We start from the raw sequence: 19,416 nt of genomic DNA, 5'->3' as shown, positions 1-19,416 counted from the left end.
GATGTGGCGGTCGGCTCCGGCCGCGCGCACGCGCGTGGAGGCCGGAACTCCGACTTCTCCTGCAAGCGATTCGCCCCGCGGCGGTCAGCGCGGCGCGGCGGTGGACTCCCGGACCACCAGGTTCGGGCGGAACATCCGGCTGAAGCTCGTCGTCGCGCGGCCGGGCTGGTCCGGGTCGAGGCGGCGGGAGAGCTCGTCCACCGCCGCGGCGGCCATCTCCTCGATCGGCTGCGCCAGCGTCGTCAGCGCGGGCTGGCAGTAGGAGGCCAGCGCGATGTCGTCGAAGCCGACCACCGAGAGGTCCTCCGGGGTGGCCAGTCCGCGGCGCTTGGCCTCGCGCATCGCGCCGAGCGCCATGACGTCCGACGAGCACATAACCGCGGTGGGGCCCGCGGTGTCGAGCAGTTCGGCCATGGCCTGCGCGCCGCCCTCCGCTCCGAACGGCGCGTGCGCGACCAGCCGCGGGTCCGCGGCGACGTCGGCCTCCTCCAGCGCCGCGGCCCATCCGGCGCGCTTGAGCCGCGAGGGCACCGCGCGGGCGGGGCCGCTGACGAAGCCGATCCGCCGGTGCCCGAGGTCGAGCAGGTGGCGGGTGGCGGCGTAGCCGGCCAGGTGCTCGTCGACGGCGACGTCGGGCACGTCCAGCGTCGGCGCACCGCCGTTGACGAAGACCATGCGCACGCCGTCGGCCAGCAGCTTCTCGTAATAGCTGCGGCTGATGCGCTGCTCGCCCTCGGTGTTGGCGATCTCCGGCGACACGAAGATCATGCCCTCCACCCCGCGGGCGATGAGCATCCGGACGTAGTCCTCCTCGCTCATCCCGACGCGGGTGTTGCACAGCAGCGAGGCGTAGCCCGCGCCGACCGCGCGCGCCTCCAGGGCCTCGGCGAAGGCCGGGAACACCGGGTTGGACAGCTCCGGCACCAGCAGGCCGATCACGCCGGTGCGGCGCAGCGCACCGATGCCGCGCGCGGTGTGCGGCATCTCGTTGAGCACGGCCAGCACTCGCTGGCGGGTGTCCTCCTTGATGCCCGCCCGGCGGTTGAGCACCCGGCTGACCGTCGACACGCTGACTCCGGCAGCCTTGGCGATATCCGACAGACCCGCCACTTCAGATCGTTCCTCCTCGCCGACGGCGGTGTTGCGCCCACAATCCTGCACGGTGGCGCAACCTTTTGCAAACGTTGACCTGACGCGACTCCGGATCTCGCTCGGTGAACATCCGAAAAACCTTGACTCCTCTCACATTTCGGGTATGCAATTTACGGCCAGGTACTCGCAAGTTTTTGCAAAGCTGGGAGGACACCGCCTCATGAGACCGAAGGCCACCGCCACCGTCGCCGCACTCGGCCTGGTCAGCGCGCTCGCACTCACCGCTTGCGGCTCGGGCGCGGGCAACGCCAACCGCGTCGTCTACTGGGACACCAGCAACCCGTCCGAGAGCTCGGTGTTCGCCGGGATCGCCCGCGAATGCGGCCGCACCGGCGGCTACGAGGTCGCCGTGGAGGCGGTGTCGTTCGACCAGGCCCTGAACAACTACAAGACCGCCGCCCAGGGCGGGCAGGGCCCGGACGTGCTGCGCGCCGACGTCGGCTGGGTCGCCCAGCTCGCGCGAGCGGGTCTGATCCAGGACCTCTCCGGCACCCCGCTGGGCACCGACACCGGCGACTTCCTCGCCGGTCCGCTGGAATCCACCAAGTACGAGGGGCGCGGCTACGGCGTCCCCCAGGTCACCGACACGCTCGCGCTGTTCTACAACAAGCGCAAGCTCGACGAGGCCGGTGTCGCACCGCCGAAGTCCTGGGAGGAGCTGCGCGACATCGCCCCGAAGCTCGGCGGCGACAAGGCGTTCTTCATCAACAACGACGAGTACTACGCGCTGCCGTTCCTCTACACCTACGGCGGCGACATGGTCGACACCCAGGCGCGGACCATCGAGGTCAACTCCCCGGAGAGCGTCCGCGGGCTGCAGATGGCCAAGGACCTGCTCGACGCCGGGGCCGCGCGCACCGCGCTGGACCAGCCGAACTCCTACGGCAACATGAAGGCGGCGTTCACCTCCGGCGAGGTCGCGATGGTGGTCGACGGCCCGTGGGCGGCCGCGGAGTACCTGGAGTCGCCGGAGTTCGCCGACCCGGCCAACCTCGGCATCGCCCAGGTCCCCGGCTCGGCCACGCCCTCCCCCGCAGGCGGACACGACTACGTCGTCCGGCAGGGCAGCGACGCGACCGAGGCCGCGACGAAGTTCGTCGAGTGCATGAGCAGCACGCCGAACCAGGTCGCCATCGCCGAGAAGCTCGGGCTGCTGCCGACGCGGCGCTCGGCCTACGACTCCCCCGCGGTGACCGGCAACCGGATGGTGGCCGCGTTCAAGCCGATGGTCGACAGCGCCCACTCCCGGGCGTGGATCCCGGAGGGCGCCGAGCTGCTCGACCCGCTGCAGACCGCCTTCGCCGACATCCTGGCCGGGCGCAAGGACACCAGGACCACGCTGGACGAGACGGCGAAGCTCTACAAGGACACCGTTGTCCCCGACTACGCCAAGCGCTGAGCGCCGACGGGAGGCAGCGATGACCCTCACCGCCGAGAAACCCGTTGCGCTCGCCGGGAGACCCGGGCGCGTGCGGACGTTCCTCGGGCGCTTCTGGTTCGTCTACGCGATGGTCCTGCCCGTCGTGGTCGTGCTCGGGGTGCTCGTGGTGTTCCCGCTGTTGCAGGGCCTGTACTTCAGCTTCACCGACATCAACGACAACAACATCGCCAACCCGGTGCTGGACCGGCCGGCCCGCTACGAGATCACCGGCCTGGAGAACTACTTCCACGTGCTCTCCGGCGACCCGTCCTACGGCGCGTTCTGGGCGACCCTGGCACGGACGCTGATCTGGACGTTCGCGTGCGTGTTCTTGCACTACACGATCGGGCTCGCGCTGGCGGTGCTGCTGAACCGGCCGATGCGCTTTCGCACCCTGTACCGGGTTCTGCTCATCCTGCCGTGGGCGGTGCCGGTGTTCATCAGCGCGTTCGCCTGGAAGTACCTGTTCAACTCCGAGTACGGGTTGGTCAACTGGGCTCTGGAGGCGGTCGGGCTGCCCGGCCAGGTGTGGCTGGGCCAGTCGGACCTGGCGCTGGTGTCGGTCGTCGTGGTCAACGTCTGGCTGGGCGTGCCGTTCATGATGGTGGCGCTGCTGGGCGGGCTCCAGGCCATCCCGGCCGACCTCTACGAGGCGGCCGAGATGGACGGCGCCACGCCGTGGCAGCGGTTCGTGCACGTGACGCTGCCGGGACTGCGCACGGTGTCGTCGAGCGTGGTGCTGCTCGGCGTGATCTGGACGTTCAACATGTTCCCGGTGATCTACCTGATGACCGGGAACAACCCGCACACCCGGATCCTGGTCACCTACGCCTTCGAGCGGTTCTTCTCGGGCGCGACCCGCGACTTCGCCATCGCCTCCACCTACGGCGTGCTGATCCTGTCCGTGCTGCTGGTGTTCGCCACCGTCTACCGCCGCGCGATGCGCGGCCAGGGGGAGGTGCTGTAGAGATGTCCATCGACGCGGCTTCGCTGCGAGCGGCGGCCCCGGTCGCCGACCGCCGTTCCCACCGCACCCGGCGGTCGGCGCTCTCCAGCGTGGCACTGCACTCGGCGCTGGTCTTCGCCTCGCTCGTGGCGGTGTTCCCGGTGTTCTGGGTGCTGGTGGTGTCGTTCAAGCCGAACGCCAAGGCGATCGAGTCGACTCCGACGCTGTTCAACGAGTCCAGCCTGGACAACTACGCCGACGTGCTGTCGGGTTCGAAGGGCGCATTCCTGAGCTGGTTCGGCAACTCCGTGCTGATCGCCGCGCTGACGACCGTGCTCGGCGTGCTCATGGCGGCCACCACCGCCTACGCGGCCAGCCGGTTCCGCTTCCCCGGCAGGCACTGGCTGCTGCTGTCCTTCCTGGTGGTGCAGATGTTCCCGTTCGCGGTGCTGATCGTGCCGCTGTACAACATCCTGCTCCACCTGGGACTCCAGGGCAGCGTGCTCGGGCTGGTGCTGGTCTACTGCAGCACCGCGATCCCGTTCGCCACGTTCATGCTCAAGGGCTACTTCGACTCCATCCCGACCGACATCGACGAGGCGGGCCGGGTCGACGGGCTCTCGCCGTTCGGGGTGTTCTGGCGGCTGGTGCTGCCGCTGGCCAGGCCCGGGCTCGCGGTGACCGCGTTCTACTCGTTCATCGTCGCGTGGGGCGAGGTCGCCTTCGCATCGGCGCTGCTGTCGGCCGACGACCGCTCCAAGACCCTCGCCGTGGGGTTGCAGGTCTTCGTGCAGCAGAACCGCACCGAGTGGGGCCACCTGGCCGCGGCGTCGGTGCTGGTGGCCGTGCCCGCGGTGCTGGTGTTCTACCTCGTGCAGCGCTTCCTGGTCAGCGGCCTGTCCGCGGGCAGTGTGAAGGGCTGAGGGTTTCCGGTGTCCCCGCCCGTCGGGGGCACCGGAGCACCCGCTCCCCCGGCCGTCCTGTTCGACCGGTCGCGCTGGGTTCGGCCACCCACGCGCCGCCTGATCGAGCCCGTTGGCCCGTCCGGCTCCATGCGTTGCTGCGAACATCGCCACTGTCCAAGATTTTCAGATCTGTTCATTCGGCGGTTCTTTTCCAACTCGCGTGGCAGGATGCTACTGATCTTGTCCATCCCCGCGAGCTGCCGGCGCACCCGAGCGCACGGCCGAGAGGACAGACATGGACTTGCGACACAGGTGGCGAGCAGGCGTGCGGACCGCGGCGGCGGTGCTGGCGGCGGCGGCCCTGGGTTCGGCGTGCGCCGGTGCACCCGCCGCGGCACCGGAGGAGCCGAAGGCCGCCGGGAACGCCGCTTCCCCCGTCTTCGCCAAGGCGGAAGGCGGCGGTGCCGCCATCGCGGGCACGACGATCTTCCGCAAGGGCGAGGGCGGCTACAACTGCTTCCGCATCCCCGCGATCGTGCGCACCCAGGACCGCGGCACGCTGCTGGCCTTCGCCGAGGGCCGCAACAACAACTGCGACGACACCGGTGACATCGACGTCGTGCTCAAGCGCTCCACCGACGACGGCCGCACCTGGGGCGGCCTGGAGCTGGTCAGCGACGGCGCGGGCGACACCCGCGGCAACCCGGTCCCGGTCGTCGACCGCGTCACCGGCCGCATCTCGCTGCTGACCACGCACAACCCCGGTCCGGAGTGCAACCCGGGCAGCAAGTGCACGCGCACCCCGTACCTGCAGCACAGCACCGATCCCAAGGGCACGAAGTGGACCGCGCCGAAGGCGCAGCCGCAGCTGACGAAGACCGAGTGGAGCACCTGGTACGCCACCGGCCCCGGGCACGGCCTCCAGCTCACCCGCCCCGGCGACCACCAGAACCGGATGCTGGCGGGCATCAACTTCGGCGGTGGCGGCGGCCTGAAGGGCGCGGGCCTGGTCTACAGCGACGACGGCGGCACCACCTGGCAGCTCGGCGCGCTCGACGACCGCACCGGCGAGAAGATCACCCCGCAGGAGCTGAGCCTGCTGGAGACCGTCGACGGCCACGTCTACACCGCCGCCCGCAACCAGGACAACAGCGGCACCGAGACGCCCACCGGCAACCGCGCGGACGCCGTCAGCACCGACGCCGGCGCGAGCTTCAGCCAGGACTTCGCCCTCGTGCCCGAGCTGAAGGGGCCCGTGGTGCAGGGCTCGGTCGTGCGGCTGCGCGCGAAGACCGCCGGTGACCCGAACAACCTCGTGCTGTTCTCCGGGCCGTACAACACCGACCCGGCCATGGACCACCGGCGGCACACGATGCGCATCCGGACCTCCTCCGACGAGGGCGCGACCTGGCAGGAGAGCGGCACCGTCATCGACGCGACGTGGGCGGCCTACTCCGACCTGGTCAACCTCGGCGGCGGCTGGGCAGGGCTGCTCTACGAGGCGGGCTCCCCCGCGTCCGAGGACGCGCACGAGACGATCCGGTACGCGCGGTTCAACGAGTCCGACCTCGCCCGCTGAGGCTCCGGCCCGCCGCACTCCGCGACGGCGGCCACGGTCCAGTAGACCGGCTCCGCAGCGCGTGCGGCGGGCAGCGAGTCCATCCACTCCAGCACCTCGCATGCCTGCCGGTGCGTGTCGAGCAGCCCGAACCGGTTCGGGCGGATTCCCAGCTCGCCGGCGACCTCGGCCTCGTAGCCGTGGCAAAGCCACGAGTGCAGGTGGCTGAGGTTCCACTCGACGCCGATCACCTCGAACCCGCGCAGCCGCGCGTCGGCGGGCATCCCGGCGCCGCGGACGAGCAGTTCCAGGCACTCCGGGGCCTGGTGGCCGTAGCGCCAGCCCCGCGTCTGGACGAAGTCCGCGGTGATCTCCTCGACGAGCCCGGCCGCGTGCTCGGCCTCGAACCCCAGCGCGAGCACGCCGGTGCCGCGCCGCTGAGCCGCGGACCGGTCGGTGTACCAGGCCGCCTCCGGCCCGGGCTCGGCGCGCGCGATGCACCCGCTCGCCGTGACCAGCCACCGCGGCAGCACCTCGGCGTTCTGCCACCGCATGCGCACCGCGCGCGCCGCCGCGACATAGCCGCCGAGCACGAGTCTCCCTTCGGTCATTCGGCGAAGTATCGGCAGTCGCGGCGGCGCTGACGAGCGAAATTCCAGGCCGGGGAAATCCGTTGGCACCGCCGCCTCCCGCGCGGGAAGATGCGTGCTCCGCCCGGAAACCCAGGAGGCGCGATGCCAACGCCGCCCTTCGACACCGAGGACCTGTTCGACGAGGACTACCTGCGCTTCGCCGAGCGGCCGCTGGAGGAGCGCAGCGACGCCGAGGCCGAGCTCGTGGAGCGGCTGCTGGAACCGCGGCCCGGAGCGCGGGTGCTGGACCTGGCCTGCGGGCACGGCCGGATCGCCAACCGGCTCGCCGCGCGGGGGTTCGCGGTGTCGGGGCTGGACATCACGCCGGTGTTCCTGGACCACGCCAGGCAGGACGCCCGCGAACGCGGCGTCGAGGTCGACTACGTCCAGGGCGACATGCGCGAACTGCCGTGGACCGGCCACTTCGACGCGATCGTCAACTGGTTCACCGCCTTCGGCTACTTCGACGACGCGGGCAACCGGCGGGTCCTCGACCAGGCATTCCAGGCCCTGCGACCGGGTGGCCGGCTGCTGCTGGAACTGAACAACCAGGCGTACGTCCTGCGCTCCTACCAGCATTCCATCGTGCAGGAGATCGACGGCGACCTGCTCGTCGACCGGCACCGGTTCGACCCGCTCACCAGCCGCAACATCGTCGAGCGGACCATCGTCCGGGATGGACGGGCGCGGCGTTTCCACTACTTCACCCGCATGTTCGGCTTCCCCGAGCTCCGCGACTGGCTGCTGGCCGCCGGCTTCGGCGAGGTCGAGGGGTTCGGCGAGGACGGCGAGCCGCTGACCGCCGAGTGCAGGCGGATGCTCGTGCTCGCCCGCCGCTGATCGGACCAGGACGACGGTCGTGGCTGTCGGCCCCGCAGCTCGTCGGCGGCGACCGGACCGTCCACTCTGGACGTTATGGACGAGCCGCGGGACCGACGCCGCCGACGACTTCGGCGTCGCCCTACGACGATCGCACGACCAGCGAAAACGAAAGTTCTGGTTCGAGTTCGCCTGGTAGCGCAAGTAGTGTGTCGGCGTGACGCGGATACTCCTGGCCGAGGACGAGCAGATCGTGCGCGCGGGGCTGCGCAAGATCCTGGAGAGCGCGGGCGACATCACCGTCATCGCCGAGGCAGGGGACGGCGCCGAGGCCGTGACCGGGGTCCGGCGGCACGCACCGGACGTCGTGGTCATGGACATCCAGATGCCCAGGCTCGACGGGCTGGCCGCGACCAGGCAGATCACCTCGCTGCCCGCGCCGCCGAAGATCCTGATCCTCACCATGTTCGACTTCGACGCCAACGTGTACTCGGCGATCGAGGCGGGCGCGTCGGGGTTCCTGCTCAAGGACGCCCGGCCCGAGGAGCTGATCAACGCGATCCGGGTGATCGCCGAGGGCGACGCGATGCTCTCGCCGTCGGTCACGCGGCGGCTGCTCTCGCACTTCGCCGACCGGAACTCCTCCCGCGGCACGACGGCCGTGCACGGGCTCGACGAGCTGACACCGCGCGAGCGCCAGATCCTCTCGCTGGTCGGCGGCGGGCTGTCCAACGCCTCGATCGCCAAGACGCTGGGCGCCACCGAGTCCACGGTGAAGGGCCACGTCAGCCGCCTGCTTATGAAGCTGGACTGCGAGAACCGCGTGCAGCTGGCGCTCATCGCGCACAACGCCGGCATCGCGAGCGAGCAGTGAGCCGGGCGCGCCCGTCGCGGCGGGTCCTGTGGTGGCCGAGGCGGCGCAGCGTCGTCTTCGACGTGCTGGTCGTGCTCGGCGTGACCGCGCTGGTGCTGTGGGTGGCCACCGACGTCATCGAGTACCGCAGCCCCGAGCTGCGGGCGTTCGCGCTGAGCACGGTGCCGGTGGCCACGCTGCCCCTGATCGTGCGCAGGCGCTGGCCGATCGTGCCGGTCGTCGCGGCGGTGGGCGTGATCCTGATCGGCTACGACATCTTCCTGATCACCGTCGCGCTGTACTCGCTGGCCCGCTACGGCAAGTCGGAGCGCAGGCTCATCGCGGTGTCGGTACTGGTCGCCGCGCTGATCGTGGTCAGCGACTATTACAACCCGATCGACATCACCCAGGTCTACGACGGCGACGAGGACTCGCCTGCCGTCCCGTGGGTCATCGTAGTGCCGTTCTCGCTGGTGGCGGTGCCGGTGCTGCTCGGCGTCTACCTCAAGGCCCGCAACCGGCTGCTGGAGGAGCTGCAGGAGCGGGCCGACCGGCTGGAGCGGGAGCAGCACCTGCTCGCCGCGCAGGCCCTGGCCGAGGAGCGCTCGCGGATCGCCAGGGAGATGCACGACGTGGTGGCGCACCAGGTCGGCCTGGCCGTGATCTACAGCGGAGCGCTGGAGGTCAGCACCGACACCGAGCCCGCGGAGACCGCGCGGCTGGCCAGGCAGGTCGGTGACGCCAACCGGCAGGCCCTGCGGGAGCTGCGCGAGGTGATCGGCGTGCTGCGGCTGGCGGGAGGCACCCCGGAGGACCCGCTGGCGCCGCAACCCACCCTCGGCGAACTACCCGAGCTGGTGTCGGAGTCCCTGGCGGCGGGGCTGCCGGTGCGGCTGCGCGTCGAGGGACCGGAGGTCCGGCTGCCGGGCAACGTGCAGCGCACGATCTACCGGATCGTCCAGGAGTCGCTGTCCAATGTGCACAAGCACGCCGGGATGGTCGAGACCGAGGTGCTGCTCCGCTACGAAGCGGAGTTCGTCACCGTGCGGGTCCACAACGCTCCCCCGGCGCGCCCCGTGGATGTCGAGGTACCCAGCGGTGGCCACGGCCTGATCGGCATGCGCGAGCGGATCTCGTTGGTGCAGGGCGTTTTCGAGGCCGGACGGCGGCCCGACGGCAGCTTCCACGTCCACGCCCGGATCCCGGTCACCTCCACCACGGCGACCGACGAAGCCGGCACCGAACGCGCGCCTGGCTGAGCACGCACCAGGCACGCGTTCGGCTTCAGCTCCCGGCATCGACCAGTCGGGATCACGCAACTCCCCGGACCGGGCGGCACATCGCGCCAGGTCAGCCGACTTTGGCGCCGGCGTGCAGGGCCAGGCCCGACCCGGCGGCGACGGTGGCTGAGAACTTCCCGTCCCCTCCGACCTCGACGGTCCCACCGGTGCACCGGCCGTCGGCGACCTCGCCGGTCATCACGTCGCAGTAGGTGCCCGCGGGAAGCGACGACTGGAAGGTCTGGGAGAACTCCCCGCCTTCGGCGTTGAACACCGCGAACCCGGCGTCGCCGCGTCCGAAAGCGATCCGGCCGCCGCCGTTGTCCCACCAGTTCGTCAGTCCGGTACCGGTGACGGCCTTGTGGAAACCGGCCATGCCGCTGATGACCGGCCGCCGGTGCTCGCAAACCCACCGCTGGTCCTCGCAGCTCGCCGGGCTGGTCACCCCGCCGTCCCCGGCGGGCGGGCCCTGGTCGGGGTTGTCGAAGGCGAAGCTCGAGATCAGCTGCGGGGTGCCGTAGGGGTGGGCCAGCTCGAACCCGACCGCCAGGTCGTAGCGCTGCCCGTCCTTGTAGGTCAGCGTCGGGGAGCTGCGCTGCGTGTCGTGGTTGTCGATGAACACCACGGCCTGATCGCTGGGCAGCGCCATCTGGTCGGGCAGGTTCGCCAGCTGCGCCAGCGATCCGTCCCGGAACGCGTTGCTGACCTTGCCGTGGTAGGCGAACTCGGTGACGTCGCCGTTGCCGACGTACTCCGACGCCGGGGTCGTCTGATCGGCGATCACCTCCTGGAACACGTACGGATCACCTTTGAGGGAGCCGAAGACGGCGGCGACGTCCTCCGGCGGCATGTGCTTGACGCCGTCGACGCGGAACCCGGACACGCCCATGTCGATCAGCCCGTTGAGGAAGCCGATCTGGGCGTTGCGGACCTTCTCGCTCTCGGTCTTGAGATCGGCCAGTCCCACGAGCTCGCAGTTGCGCACCTCCCACTTGTCGTCGTAGTTGGTGATGTCCCGCCGGCAGTCGTGGAAGTCCCCGTCCTCGAACAGACCGGGGTAGCGGTACTTCTCGTAGACGGTCCCGCCGCTGCCCGGACCGCTGCCCGCCGAGCCGCTGCCGCTCATGTGGTTGACGACCGCGTCGACGTAGACCTCGACACCGGACTCCTTGCAGGTGCGCACCATCGCGGCGAACTGCTCACCGCCGCCACGCCTGCTCTGCAGCCCGTAGCTCACCGGCTGGTAGTCCTGGTACCAGGGGTAGCCCTTGTCGGCGAGCTGCACGTGCTCCTGCGGCGGCGAAACCTGCACCGCGCCGAATCCCTTGGGCCCCAGGTGGTTCCTGCACTCCTGGGCGATCGAATCCCACGGCCACTGGAACATCTGGATGAGCGGCCCGGCCACCGGGGCGGTGGCCGGCGCCGCCCCGGGCGGTCCGGGAGCCGCATCCGCGGCCGGGCCGGAAACCGCGGCGGGCACCAGGGACGCACCGGCGAACGCCGTCGCCAGCACGAGTACCGGCAATCGCATGACAACCTCCTCCGTCGGGGTTGTCATGCATCACATTTTCTTGCGGATGTTAAGTCAATACGCCAGATGAACCACAGATGAACTGCGGAAATCCTTGCAACAATTTTCAGGATTTCTGGCAAAGGCAGGTTCTCACCCTGACAGCCCGACCGGCCGCGCGGGCCGGACGTTGTGCCAGCGGTGGAAGATGTTGTCCGGGTCGTACTGCGCCTTGACCCTGGTCAGCGCCTCGTAGTTCTCCTCGCCGAAGCCCGCGACCACCCGTCGTTCGCCCTCGTCGCCGATGAAGTTCAGATACGTCGCGCCGGTGGCGTAGGGCCGCATTCCCTCCCGCACCGCGTGCGCCCAGTACCTCGCCCGTCCGTCGTCGGCGGAGTCCTCCCACAGGCCCAACGGGTGCACCACCCACGGCGCGGAGCGGTTCGACATCGGCCACACGCCCTCACCACGCGCGACCGCACCCCCCCACGGGAAGAGCACGTGCTGCGACGGCGACGGAACCACCATCTCGTTCGCGAGGTCGCAGAACACCTGGGCAGCCTGGTCCGGCAGCCCGTGCAGATACTCCGCCGACCAGTAGTTGCGGTAGCCGGGCGGGTCGTCGAGCATGCTCTGCAGCTCCGCGTACGGCAGGTCCATGATCAGCGAACCCGCGGGACGGAGGGCCAGCAGCCCGGCGATCTGCTCGCGCAGCTCGGATTCCGGCCCCATGCACGTGACGAGCACCGCGCACGCCAGCGAACCGACCAACCGCTCCGGCACGAAGTCCTCCTCCGGCGCGGTCAGGTAGATCACCCCACCGCCGATCTCCTCCGGCCCCTCGGTCAGCAGTTCCCGGAACGCGCGCACCACCTTCGGCCCGTCGTCGGGCGCCCACAGCAGAAGCGCGGCCGAGAACTCCGGAAGCGGGTGCAGGCGGAAGGTGAGCGAGGTCGCCACCCCGAAGTTGCCGCCACCGCCGTGCAACGCCCAGAACAGGTCGGGGTTGCTGTGCTCGCTGGCGGTCACCCGGCTGCCGTCGGCGATGATCAGGTCCACCGACAGCAGGTTGTCGCAAGCCAGCCCGAGTTTCCGCTCCAGCCAGCCGGAACCGCCGCCCAGCGCCAGCCCCGCGACGCCGGTGGTCGACACCCGTCCGCCGGTGGTGGCCAGCCCGTGCGACTCGGTCGCCCGGTCCAGGTCGCGCCACAGCGCACCGCCTCCGACGGTGACCGTTCGCGCGTCCGGGTCGACGGCGACCTCGTTCATCGGCCGCATGTCCAGCACGATCCCGTCGGCGCTCAGGCTGGCGCCCGCGACGCTGTGGCCACCGCTGCGCACCGCCAGTTCCAACGCGTTGCGCTGCGCGAAGGCGACCCCGATGGCCACCTCCTCGGGGGTCCTGCACTGCGCGATCAGCTTCGGCTCCACCTCGATCGCGGAGTTGAACAGCTCCCGCGCGCTCTCGTACCCGGCGTCCTCCCTGCCGAAGACCGTTCCGCTCATCCGCCCCCGCAGTTCTCTGACCAGTGCCTGGTCCCAGGACGCATCGCTCATCGAGATCTCCTCCCCCGAGACCGCGACCTCCTGGACCCCAGAAAGCCACAGCTCACCCTGGTCACCGGGGAACCGGTGCGGACAGAGGATTTCGCCCTGCTCAGGGGCCCAGCAGCGGTTCGACCTCGGCAGCGGCGGAGTCGGAGTAGGCGGCGGCGAAGCGCTCCAGCGCGCGGCCGTGGTCCAGGCTCCACTCCTGGGTGCCGGTGACCTCCAGGACGTGCACGGCGACGAGCGAACCGAGCTGCGCCGACCGCTCCAGGCAAAGCCCCGCGGCGACCCCGGTCAGGAAGCCGGCGCGAAAGCCGTCACCGACACCGGTCGGGTCGGCCTTCGCCTGCTCCGGGACCGCCGGCACGTGCAGCCTGCCGTCCCGGTCGACGATCTCGACGCCGTCGGCGCCGAGCGTGGTGGCCCGCACACCCACCCGCTGCCGGACCTGCTCCTGCGACCAGCCGGACTTGTGCAGCAGCAGACCCCACTCGTAGGAGTTGCAGAACAGGTAGTCCGCGCCCTCCACCACCCGCCGGACGTCCTCCCCGCCGAGCCGCGCGAGCTGCTGCGAGGGATCGGCGGCGAAGCGGTAGCCGCGCTGCCTGCACTCCTCGGTGTGGCGCACCATCGCCAGCGGGTCGTTCGGGCCGATCAGCACCAGCTCCGCGCCGGTCGCGCGCACCACGGGCGCCAGCTCGATGTTGCGGGCCTCGCTCATCGCCCCGGCGTAGAAGGACGCGATCTGGTTCAGCTCCTCGTCCGTGGTGCACACGAACCGCGCGGTGTGCGCGAACTCCGAGACGTGCACACCGCGGCAGTCCACGCCGTGGCGCTCCAGCCAGGAGCGGTAGTCGGCGAAGTCGTCACCCACCGCCCCGACCAGCACCGGACGAGCGCCGAGCACGCCCATCGCGAAGGCGATGTTGGCGCCCGCCCCGCCCCGGCGCACCACCAGGTCGTCGACCAGGAAGCTCAGCGACACCTGGGCGAGGTTGTCGGCCACGAGCTGCTCGCCGAAACGGCCGGGGAAGTGCATGAGGTGGTCGGTGGCGATGCTGCCGGTGACCACCGTGGGTGCACTGAGCGTGACGGACACAGCGGAACTCCTGCCGTTCGCGTGCCGGGCCGGACACGCAGCGTACCGCCGCCGGTGCGTGCGGACCCGCTGACGAGCCGGGCACACAATGGGGGCATGCGCGAAGTGGAGATCCGGGACGGCTCGATCCGCCTAGGTCAGCTGTTGAAGCTGGCGGGCGTGGCCGAGCACGGCGCCGACGCCAAGGCCCTGCTGGAGGAGGGCGAGGTGCGGGTGAACGACGCCGTCGAGACCCGCCGGGGAAGGCAGGTGGGCCCCGGCGACCTGGTCTCGCTGGGCGAGGACGTGATCCAGGTGGTCGCGGAGGACTGAGCCGGGAGAAGCTCCCGGGGCCTCGACGCGACAGGCCGGCCGGACCTGCTCGGGTCCGGCCGGCCTGGCTGTGCCGGTGGCCGCTCGGTGCGGCGGCGCCCGTCGGCGCGCTCGGCGACCTGCCGGTGACTCAGTGGAAGGAGTCGCCGCAGGCGCAGGAGCCGCCGGCGTTCGGGTTGTCGATCGTGAAGCCCTGCTTCTCGATGGTGTCGACGAAGTCGATGGTCGCGCCCTCGACGTAGGGAGCACTCATCCGGTCGACGACCACGCCGAGGCCGCCGAAGTCGCGGCGGGCGTCACCGTCGAGGGTGCGCTCGTCGAAGAAGAGCTGGTAGCGCAGGCCCGCGCAACCACCCGGCTGGACGGCGATGCGCAGGTGCATGTCGTCACGGCCCTCCTGCTCGAGCAGGGCCTTGGCCTTCTGGGCCGCCGAGTCGGTCAGGGTGACCCCGTGGGCGGGTGCCTCGGTGTCGATCGTGGTGTCCTGGGCGGTCATGACTCTCCCTAGAGGTCTCGCTCATCCGATTCCGGCGTGGCGTGCAACGCCCCTCCGGTACCGGGCTATTCCCACGGGCGGTCCCGAGGGTGAATCCGGGTCCCTCCCATGGTGTCACAGGTCGCCGCGGAGCTGCTGTGATGTGGGTTGTTCGCGGTCAGGACCGGTCTGCTGCGAGCGCGGTGGAGCGGTCGAATACCCTGGACGTGTGAGGTTCCTTCGCCGCAACAGCGCTGAGCAGACCGCCACCACCGAGTCCGAGGAGGCGCCTGCCCAGGTCACGGAGGAGCACGGCGCCCGCACTCCCGGCAAGGGACGGCCGACGCCGAAGCGCCGCGAGGCCGAGGGCAAGCGGCGCGGCCCGGTCCCGCCGCCGCCGAAGACGCAGCGCGAGGCGATGAAGCGCGCCCGCGGCAGCAAGGACGAGCGCCGCAAGGCCGCCGCCGAGCGCCGCAAGCGGATGATGGAGGGCGACGACCGCTACCTCATGCCGCGCGACCGCGGCCCGGTCCGCGCCTACGTCCGCGACATCGTCGACACCCGCAGGCACCTCATGGGGCTGTTCATGCCGCTGGTGCTCGTGGTGTTCGCCACGACGCTGGTGCAGAACCTGGTCGTCCAGCAGTACGCGACGCTGGCGTGCCTGGTGCTGCTGCTGACCATGGCCTTCGAGGGCACCGTGCTCGGCAGGCAGGTCAACCGGCGGGTGCGGGCGAAGTACCCCGACGCCAAGGACCGCCCGTTCTCGCTCGGCTGGTACGCCTTCACCCGCGCGATGCAGATCCGCAAGCTGCGGATGCCGCGCCCGCGCTACACGCCGAAGGACGCGGCCAAGCTCGACTGACCCGGTCCGGCGGCCTCCGGCGCTGGTTTTCGATCAAGCGCGCGACGGCTTAGGGTCGGGGCATGGAGTTCCGTCGCCTCGGCCACAGCGGCCTGACCATCAGCGAGATCGCCTACGGCAACTGGCTCACCCACGGCTCCCAGGTCGAGGAGGACCGGGCCAAGCAGTGCGTCCAGGCCGCCCTCGACGCGGGGATCACGACCTTCGACACCGCTGACGTCTACGCCCAGACCAGGGCGGAGTCGGTCCTCGGCCGGGCGCTGTCCGGGGTGCGCCGGGAGAGCCTGGAGATCTTCACCAAGGTCTTCTTCCCCACCGGTGAGGGCCAGAACGACCGCGGTCTCGGCCGCAAACACATCATGGAGTCCTGCGAGGCGTCGCTGCGCAGGCTCCAGACCGACTACGTCGACCTCTACCAGGCGCACCGCTACGACCACACCGTGCCGCTGGAAGAGACCATGACCGCCTTCGCCGACCTGGTCCGGCAGGGCAAGGCGCTCTACATCGGCGTCTCGGAGTGGACCGCCGAGCAGATCACCCGCGGCGCGGCGCTGGCGCGCGAGCTGTCGGTGCCGCTGATCTCCAACCAGCCGCAGTACTCGATGCTGTGGCGGGTCATCGAACCGCAGGTCGTCCCGGCCTGCGAGCGCGAGGGCATGGGCCAGATCGTGTGGTCGCCGATCGCGCAGGGCGTGCTGACCGGCAAGTACCTGCCGGGCGAGCAGCCGCCGGAGGGCTCGCGGGCCACCGACGCGTCGGGCGGTGCCGACTTCATCTCGCGCTGGATGCGCGACGACGTCCTCAAGGCGGTGCAGGAGCTCAAGCCGGTCGCCGCCGACCTCGGGCTCTCGATGGCGCAGCTCGCGGTGGCGTGGGTGCTGCAGAACCCGAACGTCTCCGCCGCGATCATCGGCGCCTCCCGCCCCGAGCAGGTCACCGGCAACGCCGGCGCCGCCGGGGTGAAGCTCGACGACGACGTGCTGGACCGCATCGACACCGTCCTCGGCGACCTGGTCACCTCCGACCCGAGCCTGACCGCGTCGCACTGACGCGGTGCGCGGCGCCGCCGCGCGTGCCCTCGGGTAGCGTCGGGCCGGCATCACCCGGAGGGATCACGGCGGAGGTCGGAGTTGGCACACCGGACGCTGGTGCTGGGCGGCGCCCGGTCGGGCAAGTCGGCGCACGCCGAGGGCCTGCTCGCCGAGACCGATCCCGTCACCTACGTCGCGACCTCGCGCCGCGATCCCTCCGACCGGGAGTGGACCGAGCGGGTCGCCGCGCACGTCGCCCGGCGCCCGGACACCTGGCGCACGGTCGAGGCCGGTGATCCCGGCGAGCTGCGACGCGTGCTCACCGAGTCCCCGGAAGGCTCGTCGCTGCTGGTAGACGACCTCGCCACGTGGCTGACCGGCGTGCTCGACGACGCCGGTGCGTGGGACCGCGACCCGGACGCGCTGCTCCGGGCGTCCGCGCACACCGCTGCCCTGGTCGGCGCCGTCGAGGGCTGCCGGGGGCGGCTGGTGCTGGTCTCGGCCGAGGTCGGGTTGGGCATCGTGCCCGCCACCAGGTCTGGAAGACTTTTCCGAGACGAGCTCGGCGCGCTCAACGCCCGGCTGGCCGAGGCGTGCGACGAGGTCGTCCTGCTCGTGGCCGGACTCCCGCTGCACCTGCGCTGACCCCGCCCGAGCCGCATGAACCTTGAACACGGAGGTAACCGCTTGTCCACCGCGTCCGAGACGTCCTCGATCGAGTTCCCGGCGGTGCCCGAGCCCGACGAGCAGGTCAAGCGGCAGGCGATCGCCCGCCAGGAGCAGCTGACCAAGCCGGCGGGCGCCCTGGGCAGGCTGGAGGAGGTCGGGGTCTGGGTCGCCGCCAGGCAGGGCCTCTGCCCGCCGCGGCCGTTCGCCCGGCCCCGCGTGGTGGTCTTCGCGGGCGACCACGGGGTGGCCGCGCACGGCGTGTCGGCCTACCCCAGCGAGGTCACCGGCCAGATGGTGCACAACTTCCTCGACGGCGGCGCGGCGGTCAACGTGCTGGCGGCGACCGCGGGCGCGAGCGTGCGGGTGGTGGACATGGCCGTCGAGGCCGACACCCCCGCGGTCGTCAGCGCCCGCAAGGTGCGCCGCGGTTCCGGCTCGATCGACCGCGAGGACGCCCTCACCCCCGAGCAGGTGCGCGCGGCGGTCACCGCGGGCCGCGCGATCGCCGACGAGGAGGTCGACTCCGGGGCCGACCTGCTCATCGCGGGCGACATGGGCATCGGCAACACCACCCCCGCGGCGGTGCTGATCGCCGCGCTGACCGCCACCGAGCCGGTCGCCGTGGTCGGCCGCGGCACCGGCATCGACGACCAGGCGTGGATGCGCAAGACCGCGGCGATCCGCGACGCGCTGCGCCGTGCCCGCAAGGTGCTCGACGACCCGGTCGCGCTGCTGCGGACCTCGGCGGGCGCCGACATCGCCGCGCTGAGCGGTTTCCTCGCCCAGGCCGCGATCCGCCGCACGCCGGTGCTGCTCGACGGCGTGGTGGTCGGTGCCGCCGCCATGGTCGCCGAGGAGCTCGCCCCCGGGGCGCGGCACTGGTGGCTGGCCGGGCACCGCTCGGCCGAGCCCGGCGGCACCCTGGTGCTCGAGCACCTCGACCTCGCACCGCTTCTCGAACTGGGCATGCGACTCGGCGAGGGCTCCGGTGCGCTGACGGCGTTGCCGCTGGTCACCGCGGCGGTGCGGGTGCTCGGCGAGATGGCCACCTTCGCCGAGGCCGGCGTGGGCGGCCCGACCGAGGCCGAAGCCACCGGACCGGCCGGGGCCGGCGAACCGCAGGCGTGAGCCGCGAGCGCCGCTGATCTCGCCGGCGGGATCCGCCGCCTCCCGCGCGTGCGGTGCTCGCCGGAACGCCGACTCCGCGAGCCCCTTCGAGCACTGGAGGCACGACCACCGTGGACGGACTTCGCCTGGCGATGTCGTGGCTCAGCGTGGCGCCCGTGCGGGCCGGCCGGGTCGACGCCCGCGCCTGCCGCCAGGCGATCGCCCTGGCGCCGCTGGTCGGGGCGCTGGTCGGCGGGATCGCCGCCGCGGTGCTGTGGGTACTGGGCGTGCTGGGCGCACCGCCCCTGCTGGCCGGGTTGCTGGCGGTCGCGGCCCTGGTGCTGGTGACCAGGGGCATGCACGTCGACGGGCTGGCCGACACCGTCGACGGTCTCGGCTGCTACGGCCCGCCCGAGCGTGCGCTCGCCGTCATGCGCGACGGCGGAGCCGGGCCGTTCGCGGTGGTCGCGCTCGTGCTGGTGCTCGGCGTGCAGGCGGTGTCGCTCGGTGAGCTCGCCGCGGCCGGCGACTGGGCGACCGTCGTGGTCGCCTGCGCCGCCGGCCGCGCGGGCTTCGCGCTGTGCTGCCGCACCGGGGTGCCCGCCGCGCGCCCGGAGGGCATGGGCGCCCTGGTCGCGGGCTCGCAACCAGTCTGGACCGTCGCAGCGTGGTGGCTGCTGTTGTTCGTAGCGGCTGGTATCAGCCACTGGTGGACCGGTCCGGTTGCGGTCGCGGCGGCGCTGGCCGCTCTCCTGGTGTTCATCCACCACGTCCGGCGCAGGTTCGGCGGCATCACCGGCGACGTCCTCGGCGCGGCCTCCGAGATCGGCACGACCACCGTCCTGGCGATCTGCGCGATCGCCTGACCACCCGGCCCGCCGCCGCCCGGCTACCCGCCCGCCACGGACGGGATCACCCGGACCTCCGCGCCCTCGGCCAGCTCGGTCTCAGCACCTTCGAGGCCGCGGCACTCCTCCCCGTCCAGGTAGAAGTTGACGTAGCGCCGCAGCGCCCGGCTCTCGTCGCGCAGCCTGCGCTCCAGCGCCGGATGGCGCTGACCCAGCGCGTCGAGCACTCCCCCGAGCGTCGACCGGGCCGCGACGTCCAGCTCGACCCGCGGGGCCCCGCCCGCGCTCGGCCGCAGGACGGCGGGCAGCACCACCGTGACTCGCATCAGGTCTCCTCGGGATCGGGGATCGCGGTGGATCATCCAGCCTTCGGCCAGAGGCGCCTCG

At 71.5% G+C, this 19,416-nt stretch carries 20 protein-coding genes; 13 read left to right on the top strand and 7 right to left on the bottom strand.

Annotated features, from left to right (window positions below; translation table 11 throughout):
• Positions 1-84 precede the first annotated feature (84 nt).
• Positions 85-1,110, bottom strand: coding sequence for a LacI family DNA-binding transcriptional regulator (locus HUO13_RS10705; protein WP_211901251.1), 1,026 nt, complete (start codon positions 1,108-1,110; stop codon positions 85-87).
• A gap of 202 nt (positions 1,111-1,312) precedes the next feature.
• Between HUO13_RS10705 and HUO13_RS10700 the strand changes: the two genes are divergently transcribed.
• The 4 genes from HUO13_RS10700 to HUO13_RS10685 all read left to right on the top strand — a co-directional run bounded on the left by HUO13_RS10700 (position 1,313) and on the right by HUO13_RS10685 (position 6,002).
• Positions 1,313-2,551: an extracellular solute-binding protein gene (locus HUO13_RS10700; protein WP_211901250.1), complete on the top strand. Its 1,239-nt coding sequence runs from the start codon at positions 1,313-1,315 to the stop codon at positions 2,549-2,551.
• A 19-nt stretch (positions 2,552-2,570) separates the two neighbouring features.
• Complete coding sequence (locus HUO13_RS10695; RefSeq protein WP_211901249.1) at positions 2,571-3,539, top strand: carbohydrate ABC transporter permease; 969 nt, start codon at positions 2,571-2,573, stop codon at positions 3,537-3,539.
• A 2-nt stretch (positions 3,540-3,541) separates the two neighbouring features.
• Complete coding sequence (locus tag HUO13_RS10690; protein ID WP_211901248.1) at positions 3,542-4,441, top strand: sugar ABC transporter permease; 900 nt, start codon at positions 3,542-3,544, stop codon at positions 4,439-4,441.
• 277 nt (positions 4,442-4,718) lie between these two features.
• A complete protein-coding gene (locus HUO13_RS10685) occupies positions 4,719-6,002 on the top strand; it encodes a sialidase family protein (protein WP_249124631.1) in 1,284 nt (427 codons plus the stop codon).
• Here HUO13_RS10685 and HUO13_RS10680 read toward each other — a convergent pair.
• The gene (locus HUO13_RS10680) at positions 5,918-6,592 is read right to left on the bottom strand and encodes a hypothetical protein (protein ID WP_211901247.1); all 675 of its coding nucleotides are present in this window, start codon (positions 6,590-6,592) and stop codon (positions 5,918-5,920) included. The genes HUO13_RS10685 and HUO13_RS10680 overlap by 85 nt on opposite strands.
• 123 nt (positions 6,593-6,715) lie before the next feature.
• On the opposite strand from HUO13_RS10680, the gene HUO13_RS10675 reads away from it, so the two are divergent.
• The 3 genes from HUO13_RS10675 (at position 6,716) to HUO13_RS10665 (ending at position 9,544) form a co-directional block, all read left to right on the top strand.
• Complete coding sequence (locus tag HUO13_RS10675; RefSeq protein WP_211901246.1) at positions 6,716-7,453, top strand: SAM-dependent methyltransferase; 738 nt, start codon at positions 6,716-6,718, stop codon at positions 7,451-7,453.
• A gap of 196 nt (positions 7,454-7,649) precedes the next feature.
• Positions 7,650-8,306: a response regulator gene (locus tag HUO13_RS10670; protein ID WP_211901245.1), complete on the top strand. Its 657-nt coding sequence runs from the start codon at positions 7,650-7,652 to the stop codon at positions 8,304-8,306.
• Entirely contained in the window at positions 8,303-9,544 is a 1,242-nt protein-coding gene (locus HUO13_RS10665) for a sensor histidine kinase (RefSeq protein ID WP_249124630.1), read from the top strand. Before HUO13_RS10670 ends, HUO13_RS10665 begins: the two co-directional genes overlap by 4 nt.
• A 91-nt stretch (positions 9,545-9,635) precedes the next feature.
• On the opposite strand, the gene HUO13_RS10660 is transcribed toward HUO13_RS10665, so the two are convergent.
• From HUO13_RS10660 to HUO13_RS10650, 3 genes are all read right to left on the bottom strand, one after another.
• Positions 9,636-11,096 carry an alpha-amylase gene (locus tag HUO13_RS10660; protein WP_211901244.1) on the bottom strand — a complete coding sequence of 487 codons (1,461 nt, stop codon included), beginning with the start codon at positions 11,094-11,096 and terminating at the stop codon, positions 9,636-9,638.
• Positions 11,097-11,228: 132 nt separating this feature from the next.
• Positions 11,229-12,632: an FAD-binding oxidoreductase gene (locus HUO13_RS10655; protein WP_211901243.1), complete on the bottom strand. Its 1,404-nt coding sequence runs from the start codon at positions 12,630-12,632 to the stop codon at positions 11,229-11,231.
• A gap of 100 nt (positions 12,633-12,732) precedes the next feature.
• Positions 12,733-13,662 (bottom strand): carbohydrate kinase family protein, encoded by a 930-nt coding sequence (locus HUO13_RS10650; protein WP_211902802.1) that lies wholly within the window; start codon positions 13,660-13,662, stop codon positions 12,733-12,735.
• 156 nt (positions 13,663-13,818) lie between these two features.
• Between HUO13_RS10650 and HUO13_RS10645 the strand changes: the two genes are divergently transcribed.
• Positions 13,819-14,034 (top strand): RNA-binding S4 domain-containing protein, encoded by a 216-nt coding sequence (locus HUO13_RS10645; protein ID WP_211901242.1) that lies wholly within the window; start codon positions 13,819-13,821, stop codon positions 14,032-14,034.
• Positions 14,035-14,164: 130 nt separating this feature from the next.
• Here the strand turns inward: HUO13_RS10645 and HUO13_RS10640 are convergent, their stop codons facing one another.
• Positions 14,165-14,530 carry a HesB/IscA family protein gene (locus HUO13_RS10640; protein WP_211901241.1) on the bottom strand — a complete coding sequence of 122 codons (366 nt, stop codon included), beginning with the start codon at positions 14,528-14,530 and terminating at the stop codon, positions 14,165-14,167.
• Positions 14,531-14,738: 208 nt separating this feature from the next.
• On the opposite strand from HUO13_RS10640, the gene HUO13_RS10635 reads away from it, so the two are divergent.
• The 5 genes from HUO13_RS10635 to cobS all read left to right on the top strand — a co-directional run bounded on the left by HUO13_RS10635 (position 14,739) and on the right by cobS (position 19,047).
• On the top strand, positions 14,739-15,374 hold the full coding sequence (locus tag HUO13_RS10635) for a DUF3043 domain-containing protein (protein ID WP_211901240.1): 636 nt from the start codon (positions 14,739-14,741) through the stop codon (positions 15,372-15,374).
• Between the two features lie 62 nt (positions 15,375-15,436).
• On the top strand, positions 15,437-16,423 hold the full coding sequence (locus tag HUO13_RS10630; protein ID WP_211901239.1) for an aldo/keto reductase family protein: 987 nt from the start codon (positions 15,437-15,439) through the stop codon (positions 16,421-16,423).
• A gap of 81 nt (positions 16,424-16,504) precedes the next feature.
• Positions 16,505-17,050 (top strand): bifunctional adenosylcobinamide kinase/adenosylcobinamide-phosphate guanylyltransferase, encoded by a 546-nt coding sequence (gene cobU, locus HUO13_RS10625; RefSeq protein WP_211901238.1) that lies wholly within the window; start codon positions 16,505-16,507, stop codon positions 17,048-17,050.
• A 15-nt stretch (positions 17,051-17,065) separates the two neighbouring features.
• The gene (cobT, locus tag HUO13_RS10620; RefSeq protein ID WP_211901237.1) at positions 17,066-18,202 is read left to right on the top strand and encodes a nicotinate-nucleotide--dimethylbenzimidazole phosphoribosyltransferase; all 1,137 of its coding nucleotides are present in this window, start codon (positions 17,066-17,068) and stop codon (positions 18,200-18,202) included.
• A 110-nt stretch (positions 18,203-18,312) separates the two neighbouring features.
• Positions 18,313-19,047 carry an adenosylcobinamide-GDP ribazoletransferase gene (cobS, locus tag HUO13_RS10615; protein WP_211901236.1) on the top strand — a complete coding sequence of 245 codons (735 nt, stop codon included), beginning with the start codon at positions 18,313-18,315 and terminating at the stop codon, positions 19,045-19,047.
• Positions 19,048-19,070: 23 nt separating this feature from the next.
• Here the strand turns inward: cobS and HUO13_RS10610 are convergent, their stop codons facing one another.
• A complete protein-coding gene (locus HUO13_RS10610) occupies positions 19,071-19,355 on the bottom strand; it encodes a ubiquitin-like small modifier protein 1 (RefSeq protein WP_211901235.1) in 285 nt (94 codons plus the stop codon).
• Between the last annotated feature and the right edge of the window lie 61 nt (positions 19,356-19,416).

Source organism: Saccharopolyspora erythraea (assembly GCF_018141105.1).
GTDB classification, from domain to species: domain Bacteria; phylum Actinomycetota; class Actinomycetes; order Mycobacteriales; family Pseudonocardiaceae; genus Saccharopolyspora_D; species Saccharopolyspora_D erythraea_A.
This window is presented reverse-complemented; position numbering and strand designations above follow the sequence as displayed.

Bases quoted from the DNA above. Each gene is read 5' to 3' on its own strand.
- HUO13_RS10685 (WP_249124631.1), top strand. From the start codon at position 4,719: ATGGACTTGCGACACAGGTGGCGAGCAGGCGTGCGGACCGCGGCGGCG.
- cobT (WP_211901237.1), top strand. From the start codon at position 17,066: ATGAACCTTGAACACGGAGGTAACCGCTTGTCCACCGCGTCCGAGACG.
- HUO13_RS10655 (WP_211901243.1), bottom strand. From the start codon at position 12,632: ATGAGCGATGCGTCCTGGGACCAGGCACTGGTCAGAGAACTGCGGGGG.
- HUO13_RS10640 (WP_211901241.1), bottom strand. From the start codon at position 14,530: ATGACCGCCCAGGACACCACGATCGACACCGAGGCACCCGCCCACGGG.
- HUO13_RS10695 (WP_211901249.1), top strand. From the start codon at position 2,571: ATGACCCTCACCGCCGAGAAACCCGTTGCGCTCGCCGGGAGACCCGGG.
- HUO13_RS10610 (WP_211901235.1), bottom strand. From the start codon at position 19,355: ATGCGAGTCACGGTGGTGCTGCCCGCCGTCCTGCGGCCGAGCGCGGGC.
- HUO13_RS10680 (WP_211901247.1), bottom strand. From the start codon at position 6,592: ATGACCGAAGGGAGACTCGTGCTCGGCGGCTATGTCGCGGCGGCGCGC.
- HUO13_RS10675 (WP_211901246.1), top strand. From the start codon at position 6,716: ATGCCAACGCCGCCCTTCGACACCGAGGACCTGTTCGACGAGGACTAC.
- HUO13_RS10700 (WP_211901250.1), top strand. From the start codon at position 1,313: ATGAGACCGAAGGCCACCGCCACCGTCGCCGCACTCGGCCTGGTCAGC.
- HUO13_RS10690 (WP_211901248.1), top strand. From the start codon at position 3,542: ATGTCCATCGACGCGGCTTCGCTGCGAGCGGCGGCCCCGGTCGCCGAC.
- HUO13_RS10660 (WP_211901244.1), bottom strand. From the start codon at position 11,096: ATGCGATTGCCGGTACTCGTGCTGGCGACGGCGTTCGCCGGTGCGTCC.
- HUO13_RS10650 (WP_211902802.1), bottom strand. From the start codon at position 13,662: ATGCACTTCCCCGGCCGTTTCGGCGAGCAGCTCGTGGCCGACAACCTC.
- HUO13_RS10630 (WP_211901239.1), top strand. From the start codon at position 15,437: ATGGAGTTCCGTCGCCTCGGCCACAGCGGCCTGACCATCAGCGAGATC.
- HUO13_RS10645 (WP_211901242.1), top strand. From the start codon at position 13,819: ATGCGCGAAGTGGAGATCCGGGACGGCTCGATCCGCCTAGGTCAGCTG.